This is a genomic window from Sphingopyxis sp. SE2 (assembly GCF_032227185.1).
Lineage (GTDB): Bacteria > Pseudomonadota > Alphaproteobacteria > Sphingomonadales > Sphingomonadaceae > Sphingopyxis.
Map to the genome: position 1 here is coordinate 574,836 of NZ_JAPMXW010000001.1, position 22,260 is coordinate 597,095.

At 65.8% G+C, this 22,260-nt stretch carries 27 protein-coding genes and 1 pseudogene; 8 read left to right on the plus strand and 20 right to left on the minus strand.

Annotated features, from left to right (window positions below):
• Positions 1-10: 10 nt before the first annotated feature.
• The 6 genes and pseudogenes from OVY29_RS02540 to OVY29_RS02565 all read left to right on the plus strand — a co-directional run bounded on the left by OVY29_RS02540 (position 11) and on the right by OVY29_RS02565 (position 4,790).
• Positions 11-1,021 carry a GlxA family transcriptional regulator gene (locus tag OVY29_RS02540; protein WP_037554816.1) on the plus strand — a complete coding sequence of 337 codons (1,011 nt, stop codon included), beginning with the start codon at positions 11-13 and terminating at the stop codon, positions 1,019-1,021.
• Positions 1,022-1,111: 90 nt separating this feature from the next.
• Positions 1,112-1,471, plus strand: a pseudogene (locus OVY29_RS02545) (YciI family protein); the annotation flags it as partial.
• A 126-nt stretch (positions 1,472-1,597) separates the two neighbouring features.
• Positions 1,598-2,860 carry an RNA polymerase sigma factor gene (locus OVY29_RS02550; RefSeq protein ID WP_313910790.1) on the plus strand — a complete coding sequence of 421 codons (1,263 nt, stop codon included), beginning with the start codon at positions 1,598-1,600 and terminating at the stop codon, positions 2,858-2,860.
• Positions 2,857-3,528 carry a DUF6445 family protein gene (locus OVY29_RS02555; RefSeq protein WP_313910791.1) on the plus strand — a complete coding sequence of 224 codons (672 nt, stop codon included), beginning with the start codon at positions 2,857-2,859 and terminating at the stop codon, positions 3,526-3,528. Before OVY29_RS02550 ends, OVY29_RS02555 begins: the two co-directional genes overlap by 4 nt.
• A gap of 260 nt (positions 3,529-3,788) precedes the next feature.
• Positions 3,789-4,253 carry a choice-of-anchor A family protein gene (locus OVY29_RS02560; protein WP_313910792.1) on the plus strand — a complete coding sequence of 155 codons (465 nt, stop codon included), beginning with the start codon at positions 3,789-3,791 and terminating at the stop codon, positions 4,251-4,253.
• A gap of 243 nt (positions 4,254-4,496) precedes the next feature.
• Positions 4,497-4,790, plus strand: coding sequence for a hypothetical protein (locus tag OVY29_RS02565; protein ID WP_313910793.1), 294 nt, complete (start codon positions 4,497-4,499; stop codon positions 4,788-4,790).
• A 22-nt stretch (positions 4,791-4,812) separates the two neighbouring features.
• Here OVY29_RS02565 and OVY29_RS02570 read toward each other — a convergent pair whose 3' ends face one another.
• From OVY29_RS02570 to OVY29_RS02635, 14 genes are all read right to left on the minus strand, one after another.
• Entirely contained in the window at positions 4,813-5,187 is a 375-nt protein-coding gene (locus tag OVY29_RS02570; RefSeq protein WP_295324828.1) for a glycine zipper 2TM domain-containing protein, read from the minus strand.
• 100 nt (positions 5,188-5,287) lie between these two features.
• The gene (locus OVY29_RS02575; protein WP_313910794.1) at positions 5,288-5,836 is read right to left on the minus strand and encodes a GNAT family N-acetyltransferase; all 549 of its coding nucleotides are present in this window, start codon (positions 5,834-5,836) and stop codon (positions 5,288-5,290) included.
• A gap of 32 nt (positions 5,837-5,868) precedes the next feature.
• On the minus strand, positions 5,869-6,066 hold the full coding sequence (locus OVY29_RS02580) for a hypothetical protein (protein WP_037554754.1): 198 nt from the start codon (positions 6,064-6,066) through the stop codon (positions 5,869-5,871).
• A gap of 27 nt (positions 6,067-6,093) precedes the next feature.
• Positions 6,094-6,249, minus strand: coding sequence for a hypothetical protein (locus OVY29_RS02585; protein WP_161786538.1), 156 nt, complete (start codon positions 6,247-6,249; stop codon positions 6,094-6,096).
• 64 nt (positions 6,250-6,313) lie between these two features.
• Positions 6,314-6,577, minus strand: coding sequence for a translation initiation factor IF-1 (gene infA / locus OVY29_RS02590; protein ID WP_313910795.1), 264 nt, complete (start codon positions 6,575-6,577; stop codon positions 6,314-6,316).
• 3 nt (positions 6,578-6,580) lie between these two features.
• Entirely contained in the window at positions 6,581-6,787 is a 207-nt protein-coding gene (locus OVY29_RS02595; RefSeq protein WP_037554756.1) for a cold-shock protein, read from the minus strand.
• Positions 6,788-7,238: 451 nt separating this feature from the next.
• Complete coding sequence (locus OVY29_RS02600; RefSeq protein ID WP_313910796.1) at positions 7,239-7,976, minus strand: hypothetical protein; 738 nt, start codon at positions 7,974-7,976, stop codon at positions 7,239-7,241.
• 13 nt (positions 7,977-7,989) lie between these two features.
• Complete coding sequence (locus tag OVY29_RS02605) at positions 7,990-8,259, minus strand: helix-turn-helix domain-containing protein (RefSeq protein ID WP_313910797.1); 270 nt, start codon at positions 8,257-8,259, stop codon at positions 7,990-7,992.
• A 105-nt stretch (positions 8,260-8,364) separates the two neighbouring features.
• Positions 8,365-9,060 (minus strand): hypothetical protein, encoded by a 696-nt coding sequence (locus OVY29_RS02610; protein WP_313910798.1) that lies wholly within the window; start codon positions 9,058-9,060, stop codon positions 8,365-8,367.
• A gap of 78 nt (positions 9,061-9,138) precedes the next feature.
• Positions 9,139-10,878, minus strand: coding sequence for a 2-isopropylmalate synthase (gene leuA, locus OVY29_RS02615; RefSeq protein WP_313910799.1), 1,740 nt, complete (start codon positions 10,876-10,878; stop codon positions 9,139-9,141).
• A gap of 310 nt (positions 10,879-11,188) precedes the next feature.
• Entirely contained in the window at positions 11,189-11,674 is a 486-nt protein-coding gene (locus OVY29_RS02620; protein WP_313910800.1) for a rhodanese-like domain-containing protein, read from the minus strand.
• Positions 11,675-11,804: 130 nt separating this feature from the next.
• The gene (locus OVY29_RS02625; protein WP_313910801.1) at positions 11,805-12,155 is read right to left on the minus strand and encodes a hypothetical protein; all 351 of its coding nucleotides are present in this window, start codon (positions 12,153-12,155) and stop codon (positions 11,805-11,807) included.
• Positions 12,156-12,241: 86 nt separating this feature from the next.
• Entirely contained in the window at positions 12,242-12,883 is a 642-nt protein-coding gene (locus OVY29_RS02630) for a YceI family protein (protein WP_313910802.1), read from the minus strand.
• 101 nt (positions 12,884-12,984) lie between these two features.
• A complete protein-coding gene (locus OVY29_RS02635) occupies positions 12,985-13,398 on the minus strand; it encodes a hypothetical protein (protein WP_037554821.1) in 414 nt (137 codons plus the stop codon).
• Positions 13,399-13,567: 169 nt separating this feature from the next.
• Here OVY29_RS02635 and OVY29_RS02640 point away from each other — a divergent pair, with 169 nt between their 5' ends.
• Both OVY29_RS02640 and OVY29_RS02645 read left to right on the plus strand, forming a co-directional pair.
• Positions 13,568-14,053 carry a YHS domain-containing (seleno)protein gene (locus OVY29_RS02640; protein WP_037554763.1) on the plus strand — a complete coding sequence of 162 codons (486 nt, stop codon included), beginning with the start codon at positions 13,568-13,570 and terminating at the stop codon, positions 14,051-14,053.
• Between the two features lie 225 nt (positions 14,054-14,278).
• The gene (locus tag OVY29_RS02645) at positions 14,279-15,166 is read left to right on the plus strand and encodes an OmpA family protein (protein ID WP_037554764.1); all 888 of its coding nucleotides are present in this window, start codon (positions 14,279-14,281) and stop codon (positions 15,164-15,166) included.
• A gap of 222 nt (positions 15,167-15,388) precedes the next feature.
• Here the strand turns inward: OVY29_RS02645 and OVY29_RS02650 are convergent, their stop codons facing one another.
• The 6 genes from OVY29_RS02650 to ilvB form a co-directional block, all read right to left on the minus strand.
• Positions 15,389-16,663, minus strand: a complete 1,275-nt coding sequence (locus OVY29_RS02650) for an adenosylmethionine--8-amino-7-oxononanoate transaminase (protein WP_037554765.1) — start codon at positions 16,661-16,663, stop codon at positions 15,389-15,391.
• A gap of 103 nt (positions 16,664-16,766) precedes the next feature.
• Positions 16,767-17,375, minus strand: a complete 609-nt coding sequence (gene bioD / locus OVY29_RS02655; protein ID WP_037554766.1) for a dethiobiotin synthase — start codon at positions 17,373-17,375, stop codon at positions 16,767-16,769.
• Positions 17,372-18,514: an 8-amino-7-oxononanoate synthase gene (locus OVY29_RS02660; protein WP_313910803.1), complete on the minus strand. Its 1,143-nt coding sequence runs from the start codon at positions 18,512-18,514 to the stop codon at positions 17,372-17,374. Before OVY29_RS02660 ends, bioD begins: the two co-directional genes overlap by 4 nt.
• 157 nt (positions 18,515-18,671) lie before the next feature.
• Positions 18,672-19,712 carry a ketol-acid reductoisomerase gene (gene ilvC / locus OVY29_RS02665; RefSeq protein WP_037554768.1) on the minus strand — a complete coding sequence of 347 codons (1,041 nt, stop codon included), beginning with the start codon at positions 19,710-19,712 and terminating at the stop codon, positions 18,672-18,674.
• A gap of 77 nt (positions 19,713-19,789) precedes the next feature.
• Positions 19,790-20,308: an acetolactate synthase small subunit gene (gene ilvN, locus OVY29_RS02670; RefSeq protein WP_037554769.1), complete on the minus strand. Its 519-nt coding sequence runs from the start codon at positions 20,306-20,308 to the stop codon at positions 19,790-19,792.
• A gap of 124 nt (positions 20,309-20,432) precedes the next feature.
• Complete coding sequence (gene ilvB, locus OVY29_RS02675) at positions 20,433-22,187, minus strand: biosynthetic-type acetolactate synthase large subunit (protein ID WP_313910804.1); 1,755 nt, start codon at positions 22,185-22,187, stop codon at positions 20,433-20,435.
• Positions 22,188-22,260 lie beyond the last annotated feature (73 nt).

Sequence of the window (22,260 nt, forward strand, 5' to 3'; positions counted from 1 at the left end):
AGGAGCCACCATGCCCAGATTGAAGGTGCCCGATGCGCCGCCGGCGCTCGTCGAAGTAGGGATGATGCTCTATCCCGACTGCCAGATCGGCATGGTCCACGGGATTACCGACCTGTTCGACGTTGCCGGGCGGTTCGCGATCGATCATGGGCGCCGCCCGATCCGGGCGAGCCACTGGCGCTTGCAGGAGCGCGGGGGTTTCGCGCGCTGTTTCGACAGCCATCCGGACGAGCCGGCGAGCAATTCGCCCGCGGTACTGATCGCGCCCGGGAGCCTCCACAAGCTGCTCGAGCCCGACGAGGTCGCGCCCTACGCACGCTGGCTGGTAGACCGGCACGCGCAGGGCACCGTGCTCGCATCGAATTGCGGCGGCGCCTTTGCGCTCGCCGCGACGGGATTGCTCGCGGGGCGGCCGGCGACGACGCACTGGTTCTTTGCCGAGGAGTTCCGGATGCGCTTTCCCGAAGTGCGGCTGGAGGCCGACCGGATGGTGGTCGACGACGGCGATATCGTCACCGCGGGCGGGCTGATGGCATGGACCGATCTCGGACTTCGCATCGTCGAGCGATTGCTCGGCCCAACGGTGATGATGGAAACCGCGCGTTTCTTCCTGATCGACCCGGCGGGGCGCGAACAGAAAAATTATGCGAGCTTCGCACCGCGGCTGACGCATGGGGACGAGGCGGTCCTGAAGGTGCAGCATTGGCTGCAGGCGAAGGAGGGAAGGGTAAGCGGCGTGGGCGACATGGCGCGCGAGGCGGGGTTGGAGGAGCGCACCTTCCAGCGCCGCTTCAAGGCTGCGACGGGCATGACGCCGGTCGAATATGTCCAGCATATCCGCGTCGGAAAGGCACGCGAACTGCTTGAGTTCACGCGGCGGACGGTCGACCAGATCGCGTGGAGCGTCGGATATGAGGATGCGGCGGCGTTCCGCAAATTGTTTCACCGCCTGACCGGCTTGTCGCCCGGCGAATATCGCCAGCGTTTCTCGACGCCGCAGTCGCTGGCGGAGGTCGCCTGAAAATTTTTTCTCGCCCCGTGTCGATTTGACGGCGGCTCGTTCGTCGTCTGGATACGAGCCGCTGTTGGCCCGATCAAAAGGAGATGGAAAATGCGTGTGATGGTTTTCGTGAAAGCGACCGAAGACAGCGAAAAGGGCCTGCCGCCGACCGAGGAAATGACCGAAATGTTCGAGGCGATGGGCAAGTTCAACGAGGAACTGGTCAATGCCGGCGTGATGGTCGACGGCGACGGGCTGAAGCCCTCGTCGGCCGGCAAGCGCATCGCGTTCGACGGTCCGGGCCGCACCGTGATCGACGGCCCATTCGCCGAGACGCGCGAGCTGGTCGCCGGCTATTGGGTTTGGGAGGTCAAGGATATGGACGAAGCGGTCGCGTGGGCGAAACGCTGCCCCAACCCGATGCCGGGACCGAGCGAACTCGAAATCCGCCCCTTTTATGAAATGGAGGATTTCGGCGACGCGCTGACCCCCGAACTGGCCGAGCGCGAGCAACAGCTGCGCGACAGGCTCAGCGGCCAATAATCAATGCCGGCCGCCATGCTTGCCTCCCCGGCTCCCTTGCCCGAGAAGGCAGGCATGGCGAAGGACGAGGCCCATCGGGCGATCGAGGCGATATTCCGGATCGAGCGGGCGCGGCTGGTCGCCTCGCTGGCTCGGATGGCGCGCGATGTCGACCGCGCGGAAGAGCTGGCGCAGGAAGCGCTGCTGATCGCGCTCACCGAATGGCCGAAGAGCGGTGTGCCCGACCGGCCGGGCGCCTGGCTGACCGCCGCGGCGAAGCGGCGCCTGATCGACGGCGTCCGGCACGACGCGATGCGCTCGCGAAAACAGGCCGAAATCGGCCGCGAACTCGACGAGGAACAGGATATGCGCGTGGAAGCCGCCGAAGCGGCGCTCGACGATCCGCTGGGCGATGAGTTGCTCGGGCTGATCTTCGCCGCCTGCCACCCCGTGATTTCGCCCGAGGCTCGCGCCGCGCTGACGCTGCGGCTCGTGGGCGGGCTGACCGTCGAGGAAATCGCGCGCGCCTTCCTGTCGAACGAGGCAACGATCGCAGCGCGGATCACGCGGGCGAAGAAAGCGATCGCCAAGGCAGGTGTCGCGTTCGAAGTGCCCCGCGGCGCCGAACTGGCGGCGCGGCTCGGCTCGGTGCTCGAGGTCGTCTATCTGATCTTCAACGAAGGCTATGCCGCGACCGCGGGGCCCTCGCTCGTCCGCCCGCCGCTCTGCGCCGAAGCGCAGCGGCTGGCGCGTATCCTCGCCGGGTTGATGCCCGAACAGCCCGAGGTGCTGGGATTGCTCGCGCTGGTCGAGATCCAGGCATCGCGGCTGACGGCGCGCGCCGGGCCCGACGGGCGTTTCGTGCCGCTGACCGAGCAGAACCGCGCGCGCTGGGACCAGCTGCTGATCCGGCGCGGGTTGAATGCGCTGAACCGCGCCGAGGCGTTGGGCGGTGCCGACGGTCCCTATGCGTTGCAGGCGGCGCTTGCTGCGTGCCATGCCCGCGCACGGTCGGCGGAGGCGACCGACTGGCGGCGTATCGCCGCGCTCTATGACCGGCTGGGGCAGGTGATGCCGTCGCCCGTGGTCGAACTCAACCGCGCGGTCGCGCACAGCATGGCGTTCGGCCCCGAGGCGGGATTACGGCTGGTCGACGATATCGCCGACGCGGCGATGCTGCGAAACTATGCGCCGCTTCCCGCCGCACGGGGCGATTTCCTGCTTCGTGCCGGTCGCCGCGACGAGGCGCGGGCCGCATTCGAAGCGGCGGCCGCGCTGACGGGAAATGAGCGCGAGCGCGATTTCCTGCTGGAACGCGCGGCGGCGTGTAGCGAATGACGGAGATGCGCATCGAGACGATCGGCACCGAGGGGCAGCCGCTCGTCGTGCTCGACGATTTCGCGCCCGATCCCGACGCCCTGCGCGATTTCGCGGCGGCTGCGGACTTTGCCCTGGCGCTCAACCATTATCCGGGAGTGCGCGCGGCGCTGCCCGAGGCCTATCTGTCGACGCAGCTCCCGCTTATCGCCGAGGCCGCGGCGGCCGCCTTCGAACGGCGGGGCGCGCTACGCGTCGTCGATGCGAGCTTTTCGATCGTGTCGACCCCGCCCGGCGAACTGACGATCCCGCAGCGCCTGCCGCATGTCGACGCCTTCACCAAGGATCGCATCGCGCTCGTCCATTATCTCTCGCCCGAAGGCGGCGACGGGACCGCCTTCTTTCGTCATCGTGCGACGGGATTCGAGACGGTGAATGCCGCGCGGCGCGATATCTTCTTCCGCCACCTCGATACCGAGATGCGCCACGGCGGGGTCCCGCCGCCCGGATATATGCTGGGCGATACGCCGTTGTTCGAACGCATCCGGGCTAAGCCGGCGCGTTACAATCGCGCGCTGCTCTATCGCAGCTGGAACCTGCACAGCGGCGCGATTTCGGCCGCCAACCCGCTGCCGGCCGATCCGATTAGGGGGCGGTTGACGGTGACCGCTTTCCTGTCGATCGATTGACGACGCCCGCCGCAGATTTCCAACGGTCTTTCGCCGAGAATCGGCCGCTGTTCCGTAACGGGACAACGGTCCACCGCACTTCGGTGTAGGGCGGATGACGAACCGCCTATGGGCGCCGGCGCTCTCCTCTTCGAATATGGAATCAAACTCGTGGCCTTTCCAACCCGCACTCTGGTTTCCGCCGCGCTTGCCGCGACCGCGCTGACAGTCCCGGCGCTTGCGCAGAGCAAGTCGATCACCGGCATCGACGCGCTGCGCGAATGGAATCTCGTCGTGCTCGGCAATCTCGAATCCTCCTCCGCGGCCGATCGGTCAATCTCAACGACAATTTCCTCGGCGGCACCAACAATCTTGGCGAACGGGTGATCTGGAACTTTCCCGATGCCGAGGAACTCAAGCTGACCACCGCCTGGGGCGGGTCGGTGCTTGCGCCGCTCGCCCATGCCGAGACGCGCAATTACATCCAGGGATCGGGGGTTTTCGGCAACCTCAAGCAGAATGGCGAGATGCACGTCGGGATCTTCAAGGGGGGCTATGTGACCCCGCCTTCGGGCGGCACGTCGACCGGCGGCGACAGCTCGACCGGGGGCGGGGCGCCCAGCGGCGGGGGATCTACCGGCGGCGCGGTGCCGGTGCCCGAGCCGGGGATGGTCGGCCTGTTCGGGCTGGGGGTCGCGGGGCTGATCCTGTGGCGCCGCCGCCGCGCCAGCCGGGATGACGGATAACCGTCAAGTCGTTTGTCGATTCGAACGCGCCGCTCGTCGAAGGGAAAGACGGGCGAGCGCGCGCTATATGGCAATGAAATAAAATATCTTTTTCGGGACTCGTCGCGGCTTGCGCGATGATCCGGTCACGCTTGTGCGCCCAAAAGGAGATGCGTCGCCGACCCAATTTCGCCCCGGCGGCGGTCATGGCCGAACAGGCCGATGCGACCGCCCCCTTCGTTTCCCCCACCGAAGGCTCTCCCCATGAAATTCCCCCACGCCATCAGCGGCCAAAAGGACAGCGATTGCGACTGTCTGCCGCGCCCCGAAACCGCCGCCAAAGCGCGTATCCTGACGCCTTTCCTCCTGCGTTATCGCGATGCCTGGTTCGGTATGGAGAAGCGCGTGGCGTTCGAGGCCGAGGATGTCGCCGCGGCGCTGGCGATGATGGAGCGCGAGCCGATCGGCGAATGGGCCGAATTGTCGAGCGGGGACGAGGTGATTTGCCGCCGTGGGTACGAACCGGGCGGGGCGGCCGATTATTGGGTCGTCGACTGACCCGCCCGCATGCGGCTTGCCATCAGCGGCAGCGAAGCTCGCCGCGATCGATCGCGCGCCCCAGCAGCGCGCCGCCGGCGGCACCGATAATCGTGCCCACCGTTCGGTCGCGACCGCCGTCGAGTTCGCGCCCGACGAGCGCGCCGACGGCGCCGCCGATGATCAGCCCGGTCGTCCCGTTGTCGCGGCGGCAGTGGTAGCGGCCATCGTCGCCGCGCCAGATCCGCGAGCCGCGATCGAGCCGGCGCGGCTCATAATAGCGGCCATAATTGTCGTAGATGGCGGCCTGTTTGGCGCGTTTTCCGTGCGCGGGGGCCCAAGGCGGCGGGTCGGCGAGCGCCGGCGCGGCGGGAAGGGCGACGGCCGCCATCATGGCGGCGATAAGGGTCTTGCGCATCTTTGATCCTTTCCTTGGCATGGCCGATCGTGCCACGATCGACCATAACCCGGGCTGAACGGCGAAAACGTCGCATCGGCCTTTCGGTTCCCCGTAGCGATCAATCGAGCGCCTTTCCCATGCGGACCAGCGGCACGGCGACGCCGCCCGGGCCGGGAGCTGCGACCTGTTCGATGGGGGTGTAGCCGCAGGCGCGGTAGAGCGGCTCGCCCGACAGCGTCGCCATCATTTCGGCGCGGCGGAAGCCCGCGGCGCGCGCCGCATCCTCGCACAGCGACATGACAAGGCGGCCGACGCCGCGGCGGGCGAAATCGGGGTGGGTGTACATGGCGCGGATGCGCGCCGCGTCGGTGGCGGGGTCGAGCGGGGCGGGGTTGCGGAGATCCTTGCTGTGATCGCCGCCATAGAGCGTCGCGCGGTGCGACCAGCCGCCGCAGCCGGCGATCCGGCCTTCTTCCTCGACGATGAAATAGGTGCCGTCGGCGATGAGCTGGGTATCGAGGCCCATCACCGCGTGGCTCGCGGCGATCTGTTCGGGGCCGAGAAAGCCTTTCTGCAGCTCGGCGATGGCGAGCGCCATCACGGCGCGCAGCGCTTCGAGGTCGGCGGGGGTGGCGATACGGTGAGTGAAGGGGCGGGGCGTGAACATGACCAAGCCATGACGCGCCGCCGCGCCTCGCGTCAACCGCCGTGTGCCGCCGCCATCGCGGCGTTCTTTTCGGCGCGCAGCTTTTCGGTGTGGAGCAGCTTGTCGGCCATCGCCTGCCACGCCGCCGCGGCGCGCAAATTGCGGTCGCGGACCTGCGTCAGCGCCGAGGCCTCGGCCTCCGCGGTGCATTTTTCGGCCTGTGCGACATAGAATTCGATCGTGGCCGACATGGCTGCTCCTTTAAAGGTTCGGGTCGATCAATCGACCATATCGGCGATCAGGCGCCTAAGCTCGCGGCGCGACAGCGTCGGGCGGCGGCGGCGCGGCGGGGTCGCCGTCATCGCCTTGCCGGCCAGCGACAGCGCGGGCAGAGCGGGGAAAATTGCATTGTTGTTATTGAATAGTGTCATCATCTTTATCTTTGATTTCGAGTGTTTTGCTTGTTGGAAGCCGGCGCGGTTCGCCGGTCTTCTTCGTTCAGAGCCCGCGCCTCTTGCGCTGGCTCGGGGCGACCGGCCCGCCGCCGCGTTCGCGGTAGACGAGGCGGCCCTTGGTCAGGTCATAGGGCGTCATTTCGACGCGCACGGCATCGCCGACGACCGACCGGATGCGGAAACGCCGCATCCGGCCTGCCGTATAGACGATCACCCGATGACCATTTTCGAGGACGACGCCGAAGCGCCCATCGGGCAGGATCTCGTCGATCTGCCCCTCGAAGGTCATCAGCTCCTCTTTGGCCAATAATCAGGCCGACTGGAGGTTGATCGCCGAGACCTTGCCGTTGCGGCCGGTTTCGAGTTCGTAGGAGACGCGCTGCTCCTTGTTGAGCGTGTCCATGCCCGCGGCCTGGACCGCGGTGATGTGGACGAAGCTGTCGCCCGAGCCGTCTTCATTTTCGATGAAGCCATAGCCCTTGTCGGCGTTGAAGAATTTTACGGTGCCGATCGGCATGAGGTGTTTCCTTTCACGAGAAACGGGAATCCACCGGCAAAAGCACCGGCGGAGCTGGTAGCATGTGAAGGGAAGATAGTACCCCGAAGGGCCGTAAATTTCCGTCGCAGGCGACGATAGCTTCGCGAATATGGCGGTTTTCCTGAAAAAGTCAAGGTTGGCGGATTTGGAGGCCCTCTCCTCACTCTGCGGAAAGACGGAATTTGCGCGCAGAGGCGCAGAGGCCTTTCGGGTTCACGCGGAGACGCGGAGACGCGGAGAGATGGCGCTTGCCGCGAAGCGGCTCCCTTCCCGCACGTCGCGTCAAGCCTGACCGCGGCAGCGATGAAGGGCCATTCGGCCCAGCACGATCTCCTCCGCGTCTCCGCGTCTCCGCGTGAACCCGATCCTTTGCCCCTCCGTCAGCCGCCTTGCGGCTGCCACCTCCCCATCGCTTCGCGACAGGGAGGAGCTAGACGCTCCCGCTTTTCCGCGCCTTTGCGCCGCACTCCTGCGCCGGATCGTTGGCGGGCCGGGGGATGCCGAAGAAGGCGCGGCGGGCGGCTTCGCCGGCGATGCGCAGCGGTTCGACGAAGGCGGCGTGCGCCTCCTCGATCAGCGCCTCCTCGTCGACGTCGAGCGTGCGTTCGTAATCGGGATCGCCGAAGACGCCCTCCTCGATGCCGGTAAAGTCGTCGGGCGGGGGGAAGTTGGTGCGCCATTCGCCCTGCTCCTCGTCGTGCCAGACGGTCATCGCGGCCGCCTCTTCCTCGGGGGTCGGTTCGGTTTCGGGTTCTTCGTCGCAATCGGCGGAAATCCGCGCAACTTCATTCGCGATTGCGGTGCCGCGCCAGAGCGAGGCGAGGGGGTTGGCGCGGTTGTCGCTGCCGGCGAGCCAGAGCGCGAGCGCGGCGGCCATGCCTTCGGTCGCGCGTGCGGGCGCGGTTTCGGCGGTGCCTTCGGGCGCCTCTTCGGATGCGGCGTCGGTGGCGGCGGTGCGCGCGGCTTCGGCCCTGCCGCTTGCGGCTTCGGCGGCGCCGAAGAGCGACAGGAAGCCCGGCCAGTCGCCGGCGATGGTCTGCGCGAGCATCTCCTCGCCCGCTTTAGCGCGCGTTTCGACCATGCGGTCGAGCCGCGCGAGCATCGCGAGGCCAAGGCGGCTGTCGATGCGGCGGCGTTTATAGAGGCTGCGGTCCTCCTCGCGCATCACGGTGGTGACCTCGTCATGCCCCCAGATCGCGCGCGGGCGGCTCGTCGACGAGCCGCCCGCGCGCGATCAGCAGCGCCGCGGCACAGCCGAGCCGGAACGCCGCGCCCTCGGGCCGCTGTTTGAGCTGATAGACGGCGGACGGCGACATGCCGACCTTGGCCGCGGAAATCTTCACCGACCCGTTGGTGGCGAAAGCCTCCAGAAACTCGCGCTGGAGCCGCGGCGTCCAGTGATAGCTGCCGGGAGCGGGGATATGCGCGGGATCGTGCGGGGAGTCGTCCATCGATTCGTCCTTTCGGTTGGGTGAAACCGACAGAATGAACCATATGGGTGAAATGTAGGAAAGGCTATATTTCGGAGAGCCTAATGTGCATGTAGGCGACAATGGTCAGCCGTTCAGCAAACGACGTAGTTCAGCTAGGTCTTCTGCTGGAAGGTCCTCCAGCATAATCTTGCCGGCCGAGATGCCCTTTTCTGGCGGATCAACCGTTTCGATCACGGCCCGGCTCTGCAGCGAATCAAGATTTGCAATCGAATCCTCCAAGGATTTTAGGATTGCACCTCGCGAATTCTCCTTGATCGGTCGCCTTCGGCGACCGCCCTTCCTGATTGACGAGATCGATTGGATGACTGAGTGCGTTAGTCCGAATAGTTCGGGATTGTCCCAGTGGATGGCGTTGAGGATGGCGAGCAGATTTTGCTCATTTGAAGCTATTGGATAGCCACCATCAACAACATCCTTGCCTGCAATGGGGGCAAACGTGACGACCCGAGGGGATGCTAACAGAGTTCTGCCCGCCATCAGCGGAGCGTGCAATCGGAGTCGGGTTTCAAGCTTATTCGCGTAGTCGTCCTGCTTGGCCTCGAAGCCCTCTGCTTCCGCTCCTTCGAGAAGCTGAAACATGACAACACCCTTTTGAGGACTCACCCAAAGGTCATCAACGGAGCTTACATCGTCAGCGCCCGCCAAAACAGGATATCCAACGTACAATAGACCATCGCCGGGGAAATTCTGCTCAATCAATGTCGCGAGACGCTGGCTCGTAACCGGCTTCTCGTTAGTTCCCCATACTACGTCGGTCATGAACGCTACCAAGCTCCCAGTCGGTTGAATTGGACGTTAGCAAGGCCGGCGGCTGGTGGCTATATGTCGCCTTGCAACTTAGTCCGGGGCGGCCCCATTCGCCGCGCTGAGGATCGCCCGCACGCTCGCCGTCGCCACGTCCGTATCCAGCCCGCATCCAAACAGGCTCTTCCCGTCCGCCGTGCGGCATTCTACATAGGCCGCGGCCTGCACGTTGCTGCCCTGGCCGATCGCGTGCTCGCTATAGTCGACAATGTCCATCAGCGGACCTCCTGACTCGGCGAGCGCTGCGATGACGCTCGACATCAGCCCATTGCCACGGCCGCTGACGCTGCGCGGTGTGCCGTCGATCAGGAGTTTGCCTGCGAAGATGCGGTCGGGGTTGGGGCGGTTCTGTCCCGATGGACCCCACCCCAACCCCTCCCCTGAAGGGGAGGGGCTTGAGGACGGCGCATGCGTCTCCGACCAGTCGACGAGCTGGAAGCGCTTGGCTTCGGTCGCCAGATACTGGCCCTCGAACGCGTGCCAGATATCCTCGGCGCCAAGTTCGCGGCTCGTCTGGTCGGCGAGTGCCTGCACGACATGGCTGAAGCTCGCCTGCATCTTCTTGGGCAGTTTCAGGCCCTTGTCCTGTTCGAGCACCCAGGCGACGCCGCCCTTGCCCGACTGGCTGTTGACGCGGATCACCGCTTCGTAGCTGCGGCCGAGGTCGGCGGGGTCGATGGGGAGGTAGGGGACTTCCCAGCGCTGATCATTCTGGCGCTCGCGCGCGGCGAAGCCTTTCTTGATCGCGTCCTGATGGCTGCCCGAGAAGGCGGTGTAGACGAGCTCGCCGCCATAGGGGTGGCGCGGGTGGACGGGCAGGTTGTTGCAATATTCGACCGTCTGGATGACCTCGTCGATGTTCGAGAAGTCGAGCTGCGGGTCGACGCCCTGCGTGTACATGTTGAGCGCGATGGTGACGAGGCAGGTGTTGCCGGTGCGCTCGCCATTGCCGAACAGGCAGCCCTCGACGCGGTCGGCGCCCGCGAGCAGGCCGAGCTCGGCCGCCGCGACGCCGGTGCCGCGGTCGTTGTGGGTGTGCAAGGATATGATCGCACGGTCGCGATTGGGGAGGTTCTTGCAGAAATATTCGATCTGGTCGGCGTAGATGTTCGCCGTCGAAGCCTCGACCGTCGCGGGGAGGTTGAGGATGATCGGCTTGTCCGCCGTCGGTTGCAGGATGTCCATCACCGCCTCGCAGCAGGCGATGCTGAAATCGAGTTCGGCGGTCGAGAAGGTTTCGGGGCTGTATTCGAAGCGCCAGTCGGTGCCGGGCAAGCGCGCGGCATTGTCGCGGAGCTGCTTTGCGCCCTCGATCGCGATGCCCTTGATCTCGTCCATCTCCATGCCGAAGACGATCTTGCGCCACGCGGGGCTGACCGCGTTATAGACGTGGACGATCGCGGTTTTGGCGCCTTCGAGGCTGTCGAAGCTGGTGCGGATGAGGTCGGCGCGGCTTTGGGTGAGCACCTGCGGGGTGACGTCGTCGGGGATGCGGCCCTGCTGGACGAGGCCCGAGATGAAGTCATATTCGGTCGCGCCGGCGCTGGGGAAGCCGACTTCGATCTCTTTCAGGCCGATGCGGACGAGCAGGTCGAAAAAGCGTGCCTTTTTCTCCGCATCCATCGGGTCGATCAGCGCCTGATTGCCGTCGCGCATGTCGGTGGAAAGCCAGATCGGCGCCTTGGTGGTGACGCGGCCGGGCCATTCGCGGTTCGTGAGCGGAACCTGCGGGAAGGCGCTGTACTTGACCGAGGGGTCGCGGAGCATGGTCATGGGGTTCAAACTTCTTCTGGTGGTTGCGAGTGCTTGTCGATCGGACCCTTGAGCGGGTGGCCGCGACTAGCGCGCAGCCAGTGTCACGCCCAAGGGCGTGTAAGTCGCAGAAGAAGAAGGGCGTTGCCGCGCATGGCCGCCCTAGTGATGCAAAATGTCGCCGGATGCAAGGGGGGAATGCGAAAATTGCGTGGTCTTCCCCCATCCGTCATCCCGGCGAAGGCCGGGATCTCACCGGTGCGTTCTTGCGACAGGTCGAGATCCCGGCCTTCGCCGGGATGACGAGGTTGGTTTGGGGTGCGTGCCTCAGTCAGCCCGTCACCCATTCGACCTTGGGATCGTTGAAATCGACGACGTCGGCGAGTTCGTGGACGTTCGGATAGCCATAGCCGACGAGGTTGATGAAGGTCTGGATATTGAGCGCGAGCGGCGCCGATTTGAGCGGCACGGGGCTTTTGTGGTTCGAGAAATTATTGTTGCAATAGATGAGGATGGGGCGGTTCGGGTCGGCGCCGATCACCGCGGCGAGGCTCTCGGCGGTGAAATCGGTGAGGGGGAGGTTGACCGCGCCCTTGATGTGGCCGCGCTGGAAGGCGTCCTTCGAACGCGCGTCGAGGAGCAGGGTGCCGGGCTTCGCGGCCGCGGCCTTGAAGGCGTCGAAGGCGATGAGGCGCTGCGCGCGTTCGGGGGCGACGCTGGCGGTGAGCGTCTGAAAACCCGGATAGTCGATCTGCGGATTGGCTTGGGCCAGCGCGGGCGTGGACGTAAGGGCGAGAGCGAGTAGCAGGCTGCGCATGAGGATCCTCCCTTGAATGCAAGGGAAGCTAGGCCGCTTTGGCTGGCTCTGCGATGAACCGAAAAATGTCGCCGGGCCGCGAAGAAACTCGCGGCCCGGCGTAGTGCAGGGGATGGTTGCGGAGCGGGCCTCAGGCGGCTTCGCTCTCGTCGTCCTCGTCCCACGGTTCGTAGACCTCGTCCTCGATCAGATTGTCGACCGCGTGGACGCGCACGCCGATAACCCAATCCTCGAGCGGGCCTTCCCATCCGGCCTCGACCTCGCTCAGTACCTCGGCGGCCTCAGCAGGGCGGTCGCCGACGAGGTCGAAATCCTGCACGCCGTCGTCGGGCGGAGTGATGTAGACATGGGGGTCGAGCCGGACATTGGTCCAGCCCGCGGTGGGGGCGAGGCCTTCGGCTTCGACCACCAGCAGCGGATTTTCCTCGTCGCCGTCGATCCCGGCGTTCACTTCGACGATTTCGCGTACCAGTTCGCTCATCACATGGGCTCCTTGTGCGAAAAGGGGCGGGACCATGCCGGTCCCGCCCCCTGATACGCGGCGCGTGTGACAGATTGGATGCGCGCTTACTGCTTTTCGAACGCGGCGTGGATTTCGAGTTCGACTTCGTCGCTGACCATCGGAATGCCCATCGAGACGCCGAAATCGCTGCGCTTGATCGTGGTTTCGGCTTCGAAGCCCACGGTTTCCTTCTTGGTCATGCCCATGCCCGCGCCGTGGAAATCGACGTCGAGGGTGACGGGCCTGGTCACGCCGTTGAGGGTGAGGTTGCCGGTGACCTTGGCTTCGTCGCCGTCGGCATCGACGACGACGCTGGTCGAGACGAATTTGGCGTCGGCGGGATTGGCGCCGAAGAAGTCGGGCTTGCCGCCGTCCTTGCCGGGGCGGAGGAGGTGGCTGGTGAGCCCGGCGCTGGCGGTGGTGACCTTCGACACCGGGATGGTCACATCGACCTTGGCGGCGGCGGGGTTGGCGGGGTCGATGACGAGCGTGCCGGTCACGTCGCCGAAGATGCCGCTATATTTGCTGAAGCCGAGATGGTCGACTTCCCACACGACCATCGTGTGGCCGGGGTCGGCGGCATAGGTGCCCGCGGTGACGCGCGACTTGTCGGGCGCGCCGGGGGCGGAGCCGCCCTGCGCGACGACGATCGGGGTCGCGACGGCGGCGATGAGGGCGATAGCGGCAAGGGGAGCAATGCGGCGCATGAAAAATCTCCTGTTGGGGAAGCGGAAGCTAGGCGACGGCGAGGGACGGCGTCAACAAGCGGCGGAGAAACGCAGGGTTTCAGTTTGCGTCGCGCCGGGCGTCAAGGCGCGCGGCGCGCCTCGAACCAGTCGCGCAGCGCCGCGGCGGCGCAGCCGGTGAAGCCATAGGACCCCACGGGCGAGCAGCTGTTCGGGCGGCTCGCGCGCGCGACATTTTCATAGCCCTCGACCTTCGAGGCCCAGCTGCCGCCGCCGACAGCCTCGTCCTCCTTCAGCTCCTCGCGCAATTCCTTGGGCACGCGGTAGCGTTCGGTTTCGGGCTGCTGGGCGCAGACGACGATCTCGCCCTCCTGCGCCTCGGGGCAGGGTTCGTCGCCGTAAGTATAGAGTATCGAGGTGCGCTCGGGGGGCGTGCCCGATTGCGCGAGGCTGCCGCCGTCCTCTTGCGCGAGCGCCGGCGCGGCGAGCGCGAGCGCCGCGAGAAGGGGGAGGAGGCCGCCTTTTTTCTTCGTCACAAAATCGCGTTCCCAAGCCCCGGTTCCCTGCATTGCAGATGGAGCGCCGCAGATGAACCTAAGCCGAACTGCCCCCCGCAACAATTGCCGTAACCCTTTGCGCTTTCGGCGCGAACTGGGTGGCGACGGGGCCGGCGCGGGGCCGATGCCTTCCAGATGGAGATTGCTTATGAAAAACCAAGCCTTTTTCGCGCTGCTCGCCGCGGTGCTCGCGCCGCTGTCGGTCGCGGCGTTCACGCCGCAGGCCTATGCGAAGCCGGTCTATGTCGGTGTTGACGGTGGAAACATTGCGGTGAGCGGCTATGATCCGGTAAGTTATTTCGAAGAGGAAGGCGTGCCGGTGAAGGGCGATGCGGCCTTTGCCGTCGAGCATGACGGGGCGGTCTATCATTTCGCGAGCGCCGAACATGCCGCGAAATTCCGGGCCGATCCGGCGGCGTTCATGCCGCAATATGGCGGCCATTGCGCGTGGGCGATGTCGCGCGGCTATCTCGCGCCGGGCGATCCGTTCGCCTATGCGATCGTCGACGGCAAGCTTTACCTGAACTTCAATCAGGAGGTGAAGGCGAAGTGGGACAAGGACCGCGCGGGTTTTATCGCGGCGGCGGAAAAAAATTGGGTGGCGATGCCCGACGACGCCAAATTCGGCGAGTGAGGCCGGGCAGGGGAGCGGGATTTTCGTTCGCCGCTTCCCCTGTTATCGATCCGCGAGCGAAAAAAATTTCGTTTATGCGACATGGTCTTATCGGCTTGCCGTGCGAAACGGCCGACGACCTGCGCAACTTTCGCCCGGTCCACGAGTATTCATGTGCCAGAACGGGCCACGTCAAGGGGCGGGCTCGAGCTGCGGGGGCAGCTGGTTCAATTGAAGGAGTAGGGTATGGGTGCCGTTTCGAAGAGTTCAGGCGCGATGCTGATGCTGGCGCTGCTCGCCGCACCGGCGACGGGCGGCCTGGCGGCGCAGGCGCAGGAGCAGGCGCAAGAGACGAATGGCGAAGTCATGACGACCGTTTACGGCCAGCTGCCTTCGCCCGACCAGATGACCAAGGGACCCAAGGTCGAAGGCATCATCTCGGCGCGCAGCGACGGCCGTATGCAGGTCACGACCGCCGACGGCAACAACACGGCGATCGCGATCGCGGAATATACCAAGATCAAGAGCAGCGGCGGCTTTCTGGGCCTTGACCGCGACAAGCTCGCGGCGAATTCGCTGCTTAACGGTCTGCCGGTCAGCGTCGACACCTTGCAGTGGGACGGCGGACTGGTCGCGAACGAGGTCAACCTCAAGAGCAAGGACCTGCGCACCGCGTCGATGATCCACACCGGCACCGACCAGCGCTTTGCCGAACAGACGGCGGCGACCGAGGCGCTGCGCGGCCGCGTCGGCGACATCGACCAGTATAATGTCAAGGGCACGACGAACGTGAACTTCGACACCGGCAAGGCCGTGCTGTCCGAACAGGCGAAGGCCGATCTTTGCAACGCGGCGAACCAGGCCGAGGGCATGGACAATGCATTGCTGCTCGTCGTCGGCTACACCGATTCGACCGGCAGCCAGGAATTCAATCAGGTCCTGAGTGAAAAGCGCGCCGGCCGCGTGGTCAACCATCTGCAGCAGGCCTGCGGCTGGAAACCCTATCGGATGCTGACCCCGACGGGCATGGCCGAAGCCGACCCGGCGGCGGACAACACCACCCCCGAAGGCAAGGCGCAGAACCGCCGCGTCGCGGTGAATATTCTGGTCAGCAAGGCGACCGACGGCCTGTAAGCCTTGATGGCAGGCAAGATATACGGGGCGGGCCTTTTGGCTCGCCCCGTTTTTTTGGGGGAGGCTGTCCTAAGCTCCTCCCTGTCGCGAAGCGATGGGTAGGGGGACCGCCGCCGCCGGCGGTGGTGGAAGGGCCGCGACGGTGCGCCATAGGCCCCTCCGTCAGCGCTTCGCACTGCCACCTCCCCATGGCTTCGCCACAGGGAGGATCGAAGGCCGATCTTAGCCCGGAGAGCTCCCGAGACTGTCCAGCGACGCCGCGATCTTGTTCCAGACCTGCGCCAGTTCGTCCGCCGTAATGCAATAGGGCGGCATGACATAGAGCGTGTTGCCGAGCGGGCGGAGGAGGATGCCGCGGTCGCGATAAAAAGCGATCAGGCGCGGGGCGAGATTCGAAAGATAACCCGCGTCGGGGACGGCGATGTCGAGCGCGGCGATCGTGCCGAGACGGCGCGGGTTTTGAACGCGCGGGTCGTGGCTGAGCAGCGAAAGATGCGCGGCCTGCGCGTCGGCGAGCGCATCGATGCGCTGCTGAACCGGCTCGTCGCGCCAGATTTCGAGATTGGCGTTCGCGGCGGCGCAGGCGATGGGATTGGCCGTGTAACTGCTTGAATGATAGAACGCCTTGCCGCGGTCTTCCGAAAAATGGGCTTCGAAGATCGGCTCGATGCAGAGGGTGACCGCGAGCGGCAGGCTGCCGCCGGTGAGGCCCTTCGACAGGCAGACGATGTCGGGGATGACGCCCGCAGAATCGCAGGCGAAGCGCGTGCCAGTGCGGCCCCAGCCGGTCATCACTTCGTCGGCGATGAAGAGGACATTGTAGCGGGCGCAGATGGCGCGCATTTCGGCGAGCACCCATGCGGGATAGACGAGCATACCCCCGGCGCCGAGGATGAGCGGTTCGACGATGAAGGCCGCGGGCTTTTGGACGCAGGCGGCTTCGAGCGCGTCGAGCGTCGCTTGCTCAAGTCCCTCGTGCGGGAAAGGGATGGTGTCGACGTCGAACAGCAAAGGCTGCCACGCACGGTTGTAGACGCCGCGCGCGCCGACCGACATCGTGCCGATCGTGTCGCCGTGATAGCCATGTTCGAGGACGAGGATGCGGCTCCGCGCTTCGCCGATATTGTACCAATAGCCGAGCGCCATCTTGAGCGCGACCTCGACGCTGGTCGACCCCGAATCCGAAAAGAAGACGCGCGTGAGCGGGGCGGGGGTGATGCGGACCAGCTCGGCGGCAAGGCTTTCGGCGGGCTCGTGCGTCCAGCCCGCGAAGATGAGTTGATCGAGCTTTTCGGTCTGGGCGCGGATCGCGGCCATGATGTGCGGGTGGGCGTGGCCGTGAGTGGTGACCCACCATGACGAGATGGCGTCGATCCAGCTATTGCCGTGCGCGTCGTAGAGCTTGGCGTCTTTGGCGTGGGCGATCAGCGGGATCGGATCGCCGAGGCCGTGCTGGGTGAAGGGGTGCCAGACGGGGGAGGTGGAGTTCTGCGTCATAAGGGCGCTCTATCTCATATCGTCATCCCGGCGAAGGCCGGGATCTCGACCTCGCATTCTTTCGCATCGGTGGGATCCCGGCCTTCGCCGGGATGACGAATATCTATCGAAAGTTTGCGAGATCAAAGTTGGCCGCGAAAGCATCCGCCAGTGTTTCGCTGTTCAGCGGATCGATGATCGGCAGGCGGCCCAAGCGGCGGACGCCCGAGATTTCGGATATGATCGCCTCGCTGTCTTCGACCGCATCGCCGAGGAAGGCGAGGCCGTGGATTGGGACTCCGCGGGCGCGGAGCGCCTCGATCGTCAACAGGCTGTGGTTGATCGTGCCGAGTGCGGTGCGCGCGCAGACGATCACCGGAACCTGCCACTTGGCGAAGAGATCGGCGTAGAGGGTGGTGCGCGCGACGGGGACGAGCGCGCCGCCGGCACCCTCGACGATCAGGTCGCCGGGGGGCGGGGTCAGCGTTTCGAGGTCGATGTTGACGCCGTCAATTTCGGCGGCAATATGCGGCGAGGCGGGGGTGACGAGGCGGTAGGCTTCGGGGCGGATCGGCACGCCGGCGAGGCGCGCGACGACTTCGCTGTCGGTTTCCTCGTCGAGCCCCGACTGGATCGGTTTCCAGTAGGGCGTGCCGGTCGCCTGCGCCAAGCCCGCGGAAAAGACGGTTTTTCCGATGCCGGTGTCGGTGCCGGTGACGACGAAGCGCGTCATGCCGTGGCCATCGCCTGCGCGAGCGCGTCGGCCATATCGTCGATGTTATCCTCGTCAACATTGAGCGTGATCGCGATGCGCAGGCGCGCGGTCCCTTCGGCCACCGTCGGGGGGCGGATACCGCGAATGTCGAAGCCTGCGTCGCGCAGGCTGCCCGCGATGCGCATCGCGCGCTCGTTATCGCCGATGATCACGGGCAGGATCTGGGTGCCGCTGGCGGGGATGCCGAGCGGGACGAGGCGCTCGGCGGCGTGACGGACGAGCGCGTGGAGGCGCGCCTGCCGCTCGGGCTGGTTCGCGGCGATCTCGATCGCCTGCCGGACGAGCCACGCCGTCAGCGGTGACGGCGCGGTCGAAAAGATGAAGGGGCGGCCGCGGTTGACGAGGAAGTCGCACGCGATCGCGGGGGCGCAGAGCAGCGCGCCCTCGGCGCCCAATGCCTTGCCGCAGGTGTGGAGGGTGACGAGATTGTCGCGGCGCGGCAGCGCGTGCGCGAGGCCGGCGCCGCCGGGGCCGAAGACGCCGGTGGCATGCGCTTCGTCGACCACGAGTACGGCGCCGTGGCGGTCGGCGACGTCGGCGAGCGCGGCGAGCGGGGCGCGGTCGCCGTCCATCGAATAGAGGCTTTCGACCGCGATCCACGGCGTTCCCGCGCCGCCGCCGGCGCGCCAGCGCAAAATGATGTCGTCGAACGCCTGCGCGTCGTTATGCGCGGCGGCGACATGGCCGGCGCGGCCGAGCTTCATTCCGTCGTGCGCGCTCGCGTGGATCAGCTCGTCGTGGACGACGAGGTCGCCGCGCTGCGGCAGCGTCGCGAACAATGCGGCGTTGGCGGCGAAGCCGGTGGCGAAGAACAGCGCGGCCTCGCTGCCATAATGGCGCGCGGCATGGGCTTCGAGCGCTTCATGTTCGGCGTGGTTGCCGCGCAGCAGGCGCGAACCGCCCGAGCCTGCTGGCAGGCCGCGCGCGATGCCGGCGGCGAGCGCGTCGCGCAGCACGTCGGAGGCGGCGAGGCCGAGATAGTCGTTCGACGCGAAATCGCGGCCTGCGCGCGGAGCGAGGGCGCGGCGGCGGCCCTGCTCCGCGAGCGCGGCGAGGTCGGCGCGGTGGGCGGTGAAGGGGCGAGGCTGGTCGGTCATCGGGACCCTTGTCAAAAGCCCCTCCCCTTCAGGGGAGGGGTTGGGGTGGGGTCTCGAAACCTTGCGCGAGGCCGATGGACCCCACCCCGTTGCGACTAGCGGGCAAGCCCGCAAGTCTCACTGCCCCTCCCCTGAAGGGGAGGGGTTTGCAAGCGGTTCAGTTCTTCGACTTGTCGACGAGCTGGTTCTTGGCGATCCACGGCATCATCGCGCGGAGTTTTTCGCCGGTCTGTTCGATCGGGTGCGCTGCGGCGGCCTTGCGGCTGGCCTTGAGTTCGGGCTGGCCGGCCTGGTTGTCGAGCACGAAGTCCTTGACGAAGCGGCCCGACTGGATGTCGGCGAGGACGCGCTTCATTTCCTTCTTCGTTTCGTCGGTGATGATGCGCGGGCCCGTCTTGATGTCGCCATATTCGGCGGTGTTCGAGATCGAATAGCGCATGTTCGCGATGCCGCCTTCATAGAGGAGGTCGACGATCAGCTTGGTTTCGTGGAGGCATTCGAAATAGGCCATTTCGGGCGCGTAACCCGCCTCGACCAGCGTTTCGAAACCCGCCTGAATGAGGTGGGTGATGCCGCCGCAGAGCACGGCCTGTTCGCCGAAAAGGTCGGTTTCGCACTCTTCCTTGAAGGTCGTCTCGATGATGCCGCTGCGACCGCCGCCGACGGCCGAGGCGTAGCTGAGGGCCAGCGCCTTGGCGAAGCCGTTGCCCGAGGCGCCCGCGCCCTGCGCTTCCTGCGCGACCGCGATCAGGCAGGGGACGCCGCCGCCCTTCTGATATTCGCTGCGCACCGTGTGGCCGGGGCCCTTGGGCGCGACCATGAAGACGTCGATGTCGGGGCGCGCGTCGATCAGGCCGAAGTGGATGTTGAGGCCATGCGCGAAGGCGAGCGCGGCGCCGGGCTTCATGTTCGGGCCGATGTCGTCGGCGTAGATTTTTGCCTGATGCTCGTCGGGGGCGGCGATCATGATCACGTCGGCCCATTCGGCGGCTTCCTTGTTCGAAAGCACCTTGAAGCCGGCGGCTTCGGCCTTTTTCGCGGTCGGCGAGCCGGGGCGGAGAGCGATCGCGACTTCCTTCACCCCGCTATCGCGCATGTTCTGCGCGTGGGCGTGGCCCTGGCTGCCGTAGCCGACGACGGCGACCTTCTTGCCCTTGATCAGATCCTGGTCGGCGTCGCGATCGTAATAAACCTGCATGTCATTCTTCCCTATTCTTCTTCCGTCACCCCGGACGTGATCCGGGGCGCCAATAGTTGAAACCCAATGCGTAAACTCTAGAGCGCCTCCGGCCCGCGGGCGATGGCGACGACGCCGGTGCGGCCGACCTCGACCAGCCCGCATTCGCGCATCAGCGCGATGAAGCGGTCGACCTTGTCGCTCGTCCCGGTGATTTCGAAGATGAAGCTCGACAGCGTCGTGTCGACGACCTTGGCGCGGAACACGTCGGCCATGCGCAGCGCCTCGATCCTTTTGTCACCGGTGCCCGCGACCTTGACCAGCGCGATTTCGCGTTCGACATGTGCTTCGCCCGCGTCGTTGAGATCGACCACGCGGTGCACGGGAACGAGCCGGTCGAGCTGCGCGATGATCTGGTCGATGATCGGCGGCGGGCCGTTGGTGACGATCGTGATGCGGCTCAAGGCATGGTCCGAACTGATGTCGGCCACGGTGAGGCTTTCGATATTGTAGCCGCGCGCGGTGAACAGCCCGGTGATCTTGGCGAGCACCCCGGCCTCGTTATCGACGGTGATGGCGAGCACATGGCGCTCGCCGGCTTCGGTGGTGATTTTCATGACTTTTCTTTCCCCCTCCCGCTTGCGGGAGGGGCTAGGGGAGGGCATGTCTGCGGGGCGGGGCTGGCGAACAGGCCCTCCCCCGACCCCTCCCAGCGGAGGAGAAAATTGCGGTTCTGCCGCATCACACCAGCGCTTTCGCTTCGTCGTCCATCGTGCCGGTGACGTCGCTCGGCTGGAGGATCATGTCGGTGTGCGCCGCGCCCGACGGGATCATCGGGAAGCAGTTGGCGAGCTTGGCGACGCGGCAGTCGACGATCACCGGTCCCGGCGTGTCGATCATCTTCGCGATGCCCTCCTCGAGCTGGCCCAGCGTGTCGATGCGCAGCCCCGTCCAGCCGTAAGCGTCGGCGAGCTTCACGAAATCGGGCAGGCTGTCCGAATAGCTGTTCGAATAGCGGCTCTCGTAAGTAAGTTCCTGCCACTGGCGGACCATTCCCATCCATTCATTATTGAGGATGAAGATCTTCACCGGCAGGCGGTACTGGCTGACCGTCCCCATTTCCTGGATGTTCATCTGGAGCGAAGCTTCGCCCGCGATGCAGATGACGAGGCGGTTCGGGTTGGCGATCTGTGCGCCGACCGCGGCGGGGAAGCCGTAGCCCATCGTGCCGAGCCCGCCGCTGGTCAGCCAGCGGTTCGGCGCCGAGAAGCCGAAATGCTGCGCCGCCCACATCTGGTGCTGGCCGACCTCGGTCGTGATGATCGGGTCGCGGCCGCGCGTCGCGTCGAACAGCGCCTTCACCGCGCGCTGCGGCATGATGTCGGCGTCCGGCTCCTTCTTTTCGGGGAAGTCTAGGCAGCGCGTCGCGCGCCAGCCGTCGATGCGGCGCCACCATTCGCCGAGGTCGCGCGCCTTGTGCCCCTTGGCCTGCCACGCGGCGATCAGCGCGTCGAGCGCGCGGCCGGCGTCGCCGACCACCGCGAGGTCGACAGGGACGATCTTGTTGATCGAGCTGCGGTCGATGTCGATGTGGATCTTCTTCGCCTCGGGCGCGAAGGCGTCGAGGCGGCCGGTGACGCGGTCGTCGAAGCGCGCGCCGACCGCGATGATCAGGTCGGCGCGGTTCATCGCCATGTTCGATTCATAGGTGCCGTGCATGCCGAGCATGCCGAGCCATTTCGGATCGTCGGCGGGGAAAGCGCCGAGCCCCATCAGCGTCGAGGTGATCGGCGCGCCGGTCAGGCTGACGAGTTGGCGCAGCGCCGCACTCGCATCCGGCCCCGCGTTGATCACGCCGCCGCCGGTGTAGAAGATCGGGCGTTCGGCCGCGGCGATCATGTCGATCGCCTGGGCGATCGCATCGGCGTCGGGTTCGACCTGCGGACGATAGCTGTTGTGCTGGATGAATTCGGGCACCGAATAGGTGCCGGTCGCGACCTGCACATTCTTCGGAATGTCGATCACCACCGGGCCGGGGCGGCCGTGCGTCGCGATATGGAAGGCCTCGTGCATGATCGGGCCGAGACGGTCGGGGTCCATCACGAGATAATTATGCTTGGTGCAGTGGCGCGTGATGCCGACGGTGTCGCATTCCTGAAAGGCGTCGGTGCCGATCAAGGTGGTCGGAACCTGCCCCGTCAGCACGACCATCGGGATCGAATCGAGCAACGCATCGGTGATGCCGGTGACGGCATTGGTCGCGCCGGGACCCGAAGTCACGAGCACGACGCCGGGCTTGCCGGTCGAGCGCGCATAGCCCTCTGCCGCGTGGGTCGCCGCCTGTTCGTGGCGGACGAGGATATGCTTGATCGTCGGGTGTTTGTAGAGCGCGTCATAGATCGGAAGGACCGCGCCGCCCGGATAGCCGAACACCGTATCGACCCCGAGGTCGACCAGCGCCTGAACCACCATGTCGGCACCACTCATTTCCGTCACGACGAAACTCCTTTCAACGCAAAAGTGCCGCGCTTGTGCGCTGCAACAGGGTTGCGGGCAATAGGTGTATGAT

Bases quoted from the DNA above. Each gene is read 5' to 3' on its own strand.
- OVY29_RS02630 (WP_313910802.1), bottom strand. From the start codon at position 12,883: ATGCGCCGCATTGCTCCCCTTGCCGCTATCGCCCTCATCGCCGCCGTC.
- OVY29_RS02585 (WP_161786538.1), bottom strand. From the start codon at position 6,249: ATGATGACACTATTCAATAACAACAATGCAATTTTCCCCGCTCTGCCC.
- OVY29_RS02595 (WP_037554756.1), bottom strand. From the start codon at position 6,787: ATGCCGATCGGCACCGTAAAATTCTTCAACGCCGACAAGGGCTATGGC.
- ilvC (WP_037554768.1), bottom strand. From the start codon at position 19,712: ATGCAGGTTTATTACGATCGCGACGCCGACCAGGATCTGATCAAGGGC.
- OVY29_RS02555 (WP_313910791.1), top strand. From the start codon at position 2,857: ATGACGGAGATGCGCATCGAGACGATCGGCACCGAGGGGCAGCCGCTC.
- OVY29_RS02560 (WP_313910792.1), top strand. From the start codon at position 3,789: ATGGAATCTCGTCGTGCTCGGCAATCTCGAATCCTCCTCCGCGGCCGA.
- OVY29_RS02540 (WP_037554816.1), top strand. From the start codon at position 11: ATGCCCAGATTGAAGGTGCCCGATGCGCCGCCGGCGCTCGTCGAAGTA.
- ilvN (WP_037554769.1), bottom strand. From the start codon at position 20,308: ATGAAAATCACCACCGAAGCCGGCGAGCGCCATGTGCTCGCCATCACC.
- OVY29_RS02620 (WP_313910800.1), bottom strand. From the start codon at position 11,674: ATGCGCAGCCTGCTACTCGCTCTCGCCCTTACGTCCACGCCCGCGCTG.
- OVY29_RS02645 (WP_037554764.1), top strand. From the start codon at position 14,279: ATGGGTGCCGTTTCGAAGAGTTCAGGCGCGATGCTGATGCTGGCGCTG.
- bioD (WP_037554766.1), bottom strand. From the start codon at position 17,375: ATGACGCGCTTCGTCGTCACCGGCACCGACACCGGCATCGGAAAAACC.
- OVY29_RS02625 (WP_313910801.1), bottom strand. From the start codon at position 12,155: ATGAGCGAACTGGTACGCGAAATCGTCGAAGTGAACGCCGGGATCGAC.
- leuA (WP_313910799.1), bottom strand. From the start codon at position 10,878: ATGACCATGCTCCGCGACCCCTCGGTCAAGTACAGCGCCTTCCCGCAG.
- OVY29_RS02565 (WP_313910793.1), top strand. From the start codon at position 4,497: ATGAAATTCCCCCACGCCATCAGCGGCCAAAAGGACAGCGATTGCGAC.
- OVY29_RS02570 (WP_295324828.1), bottom strand. From the start codon at position 5,187: ATGCGCAAGACCCTTATCGCCGCCATGATGGCGGCCGTCGCCCTTCCC.
- OVY29_RS02580 (WP_037554754.1), bottom strand. From the start codon at position 6,066: ATGTCGGCCACGATCGAATTCTATGTCGCACAGGCCGAAAAATGCACC.
- OVY29_RS02605 (WP_313910797.1), bottom strand. From the start codon at position 8,259: ATGGACGACTCCCCGCACGATCCCGCGCATATCCCCGCTCCCGGCAGC.
- OVY29_RS02575 (WP_313910794.1), bottom strand. From the start codon at position 5,836: ATGTTCACGCCCCGCCCCTTCACTCACCGTATCGCCACCCCCGCCGAC.
- OVY29_RS02640 (WP_037554763.1), top strand. From the start codon at position 13,568: ATGAAAAACCAAGCCTTTTTCGCGCTGCTCGCCGCGGTGCTCGCGCCG.
- OVY29_RS02610 (WP_313910798.1), bottom strand. From the start codon at position 9,060: ATGACCGACGTAGTATGGGGAACTAACGAGAAGCCGGTTACGAGCCAG.
- OVY29_RS02550 (WP_313910790.1), top strand. From the start codon at position 1,598: ATGGCGAAGGACGAGGCCCATCGGGCGATCGAGGCGATATTCCGGATC.
- OVY29_RS02650 (WP_037554765.1), bottom strand. From the start codon at position 16,663: ATGACGCAGAACTCCACCTCCCCCGTCTGGCACCCCTTCACCCAGCAC.
- OVY29_RS02660 (WP_313910803.1), bottom strand. From the start codon at position 18,514: ATGACCGACCAGCCTCGCCCCTTCACCGCCCACCGCGCCGACCTCGCC.